Raw genomic sequence first — 5592 nt, 5'->3', positions numbered from 1 at the left:
TGGTCTGTTGGCGAATTGTCCAATGGTTCCAGTGTAAAGTTAACTGTCACTGTCAAGATTGACAATGCAGGAAATTACTCAAACTCTGCTACTGTAAGCGTTAATGGAAATGATGTCAATTCATCCAATGACGAGGCATCCTCTGAAATAGTTGCTGTTACAGAAGCTGAAAACAACAACGAGACAGAACCAGACAATGAAACTGACATTTTTAATGAGACAGATCCATACAATGGCCCTGACATTAACAATGAAACTGTTCCGGATAATGGCAGTGGTGAGGATGTAAATCCAGCTGGTGCTGTTGAACCTGCATTAGCAAAAACAGGTAATCCAATATTGCTTGTTTTATTGGCATTTGTTATGATAATATCTACAAATTTAGGAAGAAGACGTAAATAACTTGCGTCTTCACATTTTTCTTTTTTTTTAAATTAATTTAATTTTCCGTGTCATAATTGAACATTTTGATATATTTTTTCAGGATTTTTAAGCTATATATATTTATATAATAATAGTTTTATATAAAATAATGAAAGAAATATTTTGTGAATATTCAATTTATTTAACATTTTTAAATGAGGCGATAAATTTTTCAAGCTCTATTAAATTAATGGTTTAATATAAAACTTTATATTATTTTTATTTTTTTATTCAAGTGCTTTTGAATGAAATATTTTTTTCATTTTTTATTTAATCGATTGTAAAAGGAGGTGAAAAAACGAAAAGCAAAAGGAAACTGTTACTTGGTATTTTAATCATTTTTACTCTTTTAACCTGTTTATCCAATGTTTCAGCTGAAGATGCAAGCGATTTATCTATTCCCGATTCTTCCATTGATGCAGATTTAGCCACTCAAGATCTGTCAATTGATGAAGAGGATTCTGTAGATGATGCTGCAACCCTTAAGCAAGATTCAACAAACGCTTCCCTAGAAGAGGATTATTCAAGTGAAAATGTTAAGGATTCTTCTTCTAATGTCTTGCAAAGCTCTAAATTAGGCAAGAACATCAATCTTAATGGAGGTTCCTTTCAAAATATTCAAGATGCAATTGATATGGCAAACCCTGGGGATACCATTTATCTAAATGGCCGTACATATATTGGGCTTAGTCAGATTACTATTAATAAACCTATCAATATAATTGGTGCCAATAGGTCTGATCAATATGCAACATTAAATGGAATGAAAACTACTCGTATACTTTTTATTTCATATGCTAAAGATGTTAATTTAACTAATATTAAGTTTACAAATGCGTATAATTATTATGACAGTACATGGTACACAGGAACCTATGAGGGGGGTGCCATTTATTGTCAGGCTGTTCCAAATCTTAAGATATTTAATTGTATTTTCACTAAAAATTTTGCTAGTACAAAAGGTGGCGCTATATATATAACAGATAGGAGGAACGAAGTGAGTACTGCCCTCATTGAGAACTGTACCTTTATTGAAAATGAGGTAGGAGGTTTTCAAGTTAGTTCTGGGGGTGCTGTTTTTCTCAATACGAATTTCGCCCATGTTAGAAACTGCACTTTTATATCAAATAGTGTTATAGATGATACGGGTGGCGCTATCAGTATTTTTGGCGAATCTAAAGTATCTAACTCTACCTTTATAAATAATACTGCTAAAATGGGGGGTGCGGTCGAACTTGATCATGGAAGTGTAGTATTTTCCTGCAGGTTTGAAAATAATCGTGCCACTTCAGGAAGTGCTATTAAAATCGATCATCGGAGTACTATTGATGGTTGTATTTTTAAAAACAATTATGCTGAGAGTGAAGGTGCTATTCTCGTAACGGGTAGTAATGATGTAATATCTAACTCCCAATTTATTAGTAATCAAGCGGGAAGATATGGGGCTGCTATTTATTCTTGGGCAGGTGCAGATAATATTAAAGTGGATAACTGTCAATTTAGAGGCAATACGGCTAATAGTCTTGGTGGTGCTATCCTTTTTGTAGGAAAAAATTGCCAAATATCCAATTCTCTATTTGAAAACAATAAAGCATCTTCTTTATTATCTTTTGGTGGTGCTATCTGCTTGGAAAATTCAGGTGATCACACTAGCATTACAAATTGTACCTTTAAGAAAAACTCCGCTTCCATTAGGGGCGGTGCTATCTATTGGATGGGCGAAGAATCTAAAAAGGCTATAATTGCAGATTCAACATTTGAGCGCAATTCCGCTAATTATGGAGGTGCAATCACAATTGTTGAAAATTTAGGACTTATTGCAAATTCAACCTTTGAGTACAATTCCGCTAGTTATGGTGGTGCAATAGACAATCTAGGAAATATTTCCCTTATAGCAGATTCTACTTTCAGGTATAATAAAGCAAATAGTGTAAGTTTAACTGAGGATTCCCAAGAATATGCCAAAGTCTTCACTTTTAAAGGTGAAGAAGATTACATTAATGCAATTAAAAATTACGGTAGTGTTAATTTCCAAAATGTCACCTATTGGGATGGTTCTTTTGTAACCAGTGACTCTCCTATAAACAGCAATAAAGAGGCAGGTATAAACATTACTATAGTAGTTTGGAATTCCCTTACTCCGGGTCTTGGAAAAGCAAAGCTAAATATTACAAAGCAAACCAATATTAATGGTCAGGTTTTCTTTGATGAGTATAAGACTCTCCCATATGGAGTGTATTCCTATGAAGCATACCATCCAGATGATAGTTATTATACAGGAAGTGGTAAGGAGAAAGGTACTTTTATATCTTTGAATTACTTAAACAACACTCTTAAGATCAATGTTGCTGATGCTGTTTATGGCGAAGACCTTGTTGTTAATTTAAGCACTAATGTTTCAGGAAATTATACCATTTACCTTGCCAATTCAAGCTATGATGTCACATTTTCCAATGATGACGTTAAAAAGGGAAATGTATTGGCTTATAATGTCACTGTAGCTGAAAATGAGTTAAATGGGAAAATTATACGTCTTCCTGCTTTGCTTGATGTAAAGGATGGATATGGTGCTTATGTTCAGTTCACTAAGTTTGAAGAGGGTGAACCTTATATGTATACACATAATAGGACTTCATTCAATGTCTATAAGGCTTCTTCCAGTCTTGATGCAAATGGAACAACCATTGTCAAAGGCAGTGATGCTGAATTGAACTATACCGCAGAAAATGGTACTGTAACTATAACCGGCATCAAAAAAGGCAGTTCCATCTTGTATGTTGGCATTGATTATAACTTTACCGTAAGTGATGGAAAAGTAATTGTCACTGGTCTGGATGTAGGCAATTATACTGTAAAGTTAAGCACTCTTGTTGATAAAAACCATAAATCCGCTAGCAAGGAAGTTATTGTTCGTGTCATTACTCCTACCTGGATTGATGCTCCGGAAGCATTGGCATATATGGTTGGTGAATTTGATGCGATTAATGCAGTCTTGAATCCTAGTGGGGCTGGTTCTTTAGACTACACAAGCAATAATGAAAGCGTTGTAGTAGTTGACAGTTATGGCAATTTAGAGGCTAAGGCTGTAGGCACCACTACTGTATTTATCAGCTTTGCAGGAAATGACGATTATGCCCCTTCAAACGCAACAGTCACAGTCACTGTAAGTGACAATAGGATTCCAACATCCATCAAAGTCAACGATTCATTTGACTTGTATATAGGGAATCAAGTCAATATTGGTGCGGTTTTAGATCCTTCCAATGCGGGAGTATTGGATTATGCTTCCAGCAATGAAAGCGTTGTTGCTGTTGATGAAGATGGAAATATGGTTGCTGTAGGCGTTGGTGAGGCCAATATCACTGTTAGCTTTGCCGGAAACGAAAATTATTTCTCTAACAGCACTAAAGTTCTTGTCACTGTTCATCCTCTAGTTGATCTGCAAATCACTAAAAAGGTCAATGTAGCCTCCGGCGAGGTTCATGTCGGAGACCAAATAGAATTTACCATAGAAGTTCACAATCACGGGCCTTGTGATGCTACTGAGGTAGTCGTTGAGGAAGCATTGGATTCCCATCTTGCTTTGGATTCCAGCCAGACCGGCATAGGAACCTATAACGGCAAAATTTGGAATATCACTAATTTGAGAAGTGGATATACTGCTGTTTTGGCAATAGTCGCAAATGTCACTTCAGCAGGCGACATTAACAATTATGTTAGCGTAAGCTGCAGCGAGCATGACTCCAACGATTCCAACAATGCAGACAATATCAGCACCATAAAGGCATTGCCTGTAGCTGATTTGAGAATCAACAAAACCGTAGACAAAAAAACTGTAAAAGTCGGGGACTTGATTACATATACAGTCAATCTTGTGAATTTAGGTCCTTTCGATGCTACTGATATTGATGTTTATGACAGTTTAAGCAGTCTTGTTGAGTTTGTCAGCGCTTCACCTAGCGTTGGAACATACGATAACCAAACCAATAAATGGCATATTGACAAGCTGGCTGCGAATAGTCCGGTTACTTTAGATTTGACTGTCAGGGCAATTGCTAATGGCACCATTGAAAATAGTGTCATTGTCAGGGCTAATGAATATGATCCTGAAGAGTCTGACAACAGTGCAGATGCACCTGGTGTTGTTGCTGAGCCTGTAGTTGACTTGAGCATTGTCAAGACCGTAGATATCATGACTCCTTATTATGGAGACGCTGTCACTTACACTATCACTGTAACCAATAATGGTCCGAATACTGCTACTAATGTGGTTGTAACAGATACCGTTCCTAGTGGCATGAATGTAAGTTCAGCAGATGATACTTATGTAGGAAATGGTGTATGGGAAATCGCAAGCATTGACTCTGGCAGTGAGGTTTCTTTGACCTTGTATGCTACTGTTAATTCATTGGATGCATTGACCAATGAGGTTAATGTTACTTCCAAAGAGTTTGATAACAATACAGATGACAATAAGGCTAGTGCTCCTGAAGTCAAGGCTATTCCTGTAGCAGATTTAAGCGTATCCATAAGCCTTTCCAGCAACGAAGTAAATTACGATGACATTGTTGAATTGGTTGTTACCGTTAAGAACAATGGTCCTAACGATGCAAGCGGAGTCATTGTGAAAAATACTCTTCCTGACGGATTGGTTTATGTATCTGACAACATTACAGATTCTGATTATCTCTCTACCAAGAGCAGGTTGATGGCTTCAAGTCAAGGATATGACTCATCTTCTGGAGAATGGTCTGTTGGAGACTTGGCTAATGGGGATGAAGCAAGCATTTCCATTCTTGCAAAGGCAAGCTTCGTTGGAACCAAGGAATTGAAATCCACTGTTTCAGCAAATGAGCTTAAGGCAAGCGAGGATTATTCAACTAAACTTACCGTTGATCCTGTTTCTGACTTGGCAATTGACATCTCAGTCGACAAGACAGAAATAAATGTTGGCGATGAAGTGACATACACAATTACCGTTTCCAATAATGGTCCTAACGATTCAAGCGGCGTAAAGGTTACTGACAGTCAATTGGCTGATTTCACATTTGTCTCTGCATCTTCAGATGATTACGATTCATCTAGTGGCGTATGGTCTGTTGGCGAATTGTCCAATGGTTCCAGTGTAAAGTTAACTGTCACTGTCAAGATTGACAATGCAGGAAATTA

General features: G+C 36.8%; 3 protein-coding genes. 2 read left to right on the top strand and 1 reads right to left on the bottom strand.

The window, feature by feature from the left end; all coding sequences use genetic code 11:
• The coding region (locus QZV03_RS11030; RefSeq protein WP_296876768.1) for a hypothetical protein at positions 1-402 on the top strand (402 nt) is incomplete at its 5' end.
• A gap of 291 nt (positions 403-693) precedes the next feature.
• On the opposite strand, the gene QZV03_RS11025 is transcribed toward QZV03_RS11030, so the two are convergent.
• Entirely contained in the window at positions 694-837 is a 144-nt protein-coding gene (locus QZV03_RS11025) for a hypothetical protein (protein ID WP_296876766.1), read from the bottom strand.
• 145 nt (positions 838-982) lie between these two features.
• On the opposite strand from QZV03_RS11025, the gene QZV03_RS11020 reads away from it, so the two are divergent.
• The coding region (locus QZV03_RS11020; RefSeq protein WP_296876765.1) for a hypothetical protein at positions 983-5592 on the top strand (4610 nt) is incomplete at its 3' end.

Origin of the sequence: uncultured Methanobrevibacter sp. (assembly GCF_902788255.1) — an archaeon.
Classification (GTDB): domain Archaea; phylum Methanobacteriota; class Methanobacteria; order Methanobacteriales; family Methanobacteriaceae; genus Methanocatella.
The sequence above is the reverse complement of the archived record's forward strand: the minus strand, read 5'-3'. Positions and strand labels throughout refer to the sequence as shown.